Annotated in this window: 3 protein-coding genes; all 3 read right to left on the minus strand. The window is 36.7% G+C overall.

Annotated elements, in window-relative coordinates; genetic code table 11:
* Nucleotides 1–153, minus strand: a 153-nt coding sequence (locus tag ACZQCL_RS03615; protein ID WP_482481863.1) for an HAD hydrolase family protein, incomplete at its 3' end; no start/stop codon positions are given.
* 214 nt (nucleotides 154–367) lie between these two features.
* Nucleotides 368–1,213 (minus strand): patatin-like phospholipase family protein, encoded by an 846-nt coding sequence (locus ACZQCL_RS03620; protein ID WP_227991892.1) that lies wholly within the window; start codon nucleotides 1,211–1,213, stop codon nucleotides 368–370.
* The gene (locus ACZQCL_RS03625; protein ID WP_482481862.1) at nucleotides 1,206–2,369 is read right to left on the minus strand and encodes an NAD(P)-dependent malic enzyme; all 1,164 of its coding nucleotides are present in this window, start codon (nucleotides 2,367–2,369) and stop codon (nucleotides 1,206–1,208) included. Before ACZQCL_RS03625 ends, ACZQCL_RS03620 begins: the two co-directional genes overlap by 8 nt.
* Nucleotides 2,370–2,478 lie beyond the last annotated feature (109 nt).

Consider the following 2,478-nt stretch of genomic DNA (forward strand, 5'->3'; position numbering starts at 1 on the left):
ATTCTTTAATTCAGATTGACAACGACTCGTCGATAAAGCTACAAAGTGTCCTTGGCTTTGTAGTTCATTTAACATTTTAAAAGTTTTCTCACTCACTTCATGGAACCTGTTATTATAAAGTGTTCCATCCATATCAAAAAAATAACCATTCATATCTTAATAATAGCCTCTTTCTAGTCTTTTTAAAAGAATTTTTGATTTTTAATAATAAATTCACATTGAACTTCTATAATAAGAAATGTGACTACAATCTCTTTTCTAGTAGTTTAAAACATATAGCACTTCGCACAATGTAGTCACTAATGCCACAATACACCTCCTTAAATGATTGTTGTGGCAAAAGAAAAACCTGGAAATCCAGGTTTTTCTATTTAATGAATTCTTTGATCTGATCTATACGCTCTAGAGTTTCATCATATCCTAATTGAAACCAAGGACCCAATTTTTCTGGATCTGTTGTATAACGAGTGACTCCAAGATCTTTATGAGGACGCAAAACCAATGCCTTACCCTCTTTTTCAAGTTCAGCAATCTTATCCCACTGTTCCTTATAGCGAACATGACGATTTCTTAAATCATCTGTAATTTGTTTATCCTTATAAACCAAGTTTGAAAGCCACAATTGCCATTTGGGAGCCGGCTTACGAACATAGCCCTCTTCCTTTGTAGAAATCACTATATGCTTATCGTTTCCAGCACGAAGACTTTGTTCAATACTAATCATATCTACAAGACCAGCATCCATCCACATTTCCCCATTAAACTTATAAGGTTTAGCTAGAAGCAACAAAGCACAACTTGCCTTGATCAATGTTTCATCTTTATCAATATGACTCTTATTAAAATATTCTACCTTATGCGTTTTTAGATTATACAATCCAACTTCCATTTGCGTTTCACTATTTTGGAAAGCCTCTAAATCCAATGGAACTCTAGACTCAATAAAATCATATGTAGCTTCAATACCAAAGATCGAACCTTCTTTAAAGAATGGTCGCCATCCAACTACACCCTTTTGACAAGGCGCATCAATACCTGTAACCTCTAAACGATCTACCTGTTTTGAAACATAACTCAATAAAATTTCTGTACCAGCACTAATCCCTACACAATAAGGAAGAACAATGTCGTGTTCGAGTAAACATTTTAATACTCCTGCAGAATAAGCAGCCTTAGTACCTCCACCTTCTGCAACAATACCAACTCTACTCACGCACTACACCACTTTCTTTTGCCGCATCTGCAACGGCTTGAGCCACAACATCTGCAACTCTTGGATCTAAAGCGGAAACAATAATATGTTCACTATCCAACATATCTTCTGTAATCATTGAACTGATCGCATAAACAGCCGCTTCTTTCATCGCATCATTGATACAAGTAGCACCTGCTTTTAATGCACCTTTAAAGATACCTGGGAAAGCCAACACATTATTGATTTGGTTTGGATGATCACTACGACCTGTACCCACAATATAGGCACCAGCTTCTTTTGCGTCTTCCGGTTCAATTTCAGGCACTGGATTCGCCATTGGGAATACAATTGCCTTTTCATTCATAGACGCAATCATTTCTTTAGATACGATATGACCTGCACTAACGCCAATAAATACATCTGCACCAACTAATGCATCCTTTAAAGAGCCTGTTTTTCCTTCTTTATTTAACTTATCAATCATTCCTCTTTGACCACTTGTTAAATCCATATCGGCTGTTAAGATACCTTGTTTATCCACTAAAATAACATTACCCAAACCAATCTTTAAAATCAAAGTCGCAATCGCAACACCAGCGCTGCCAGCACCATTGATTACGATTGTTGGATTTTGCTTTTCAGCCAATTTCAAAGCATTTACCAAAGCAGCACAAACGACAATAGCTGTACCATGCTGATCATCATGGAAAACAGGAATATTCATTTTTTCCTGTAATCTTTTTTCAACTTCAAAACAACGAGGAGCCGCAATATCTTCTAAGTTGATTCCACCAAAGCTAGGCTCTAAGCTCGAAATAATCTGAACCAATTCATCTGTATCTTGTGTATTCAAGCATAATGGAACGGCATCCACATTTCCTAGCGCCTTAAACAATACGCATTTACCTTCCATTACCGGCATACCTGCTTCAGGACCAATATTTCCTAGTCCCAAAACCGCACTACCATCACTAATAACCGCAACAGTATGTGCTCTACCCGTATAGACATAACTGTTCTTTTTATCTTTTTCGATTTCTAAACAAGGTGCCGCAACACCCGGTGTGTAGGCAATCGATAAATCATCTCTATTTTCAATCTTCATTTTTGGAACGGTTTCTAATTTACCATTCCACTTAGCATGTAACCTTAAAGCTTCTTTAGCGTAATCCATGACAACCTCCTGGTATATTGTAATTGACCCATCTAACTGGTCATCTACAATATACTTCTCCTTTCTTTCAACCTTTAATAACCGTGGTTGAAGACGATTTTGTTAATTT

This window comes from Holdemanella sp. (genome assembly GCF_056804935.1).

Bases quoted from the DNA above. Each gene is read 5' to 3' on its own strand.
- ACZQCL_RS03625 (WP_482481862.1), bottom strand. From the start codon at position 2,369: ATGGATTACGCTAAAGAAGCTTTAAGGTTACATGCTAAGTGGAATGGT.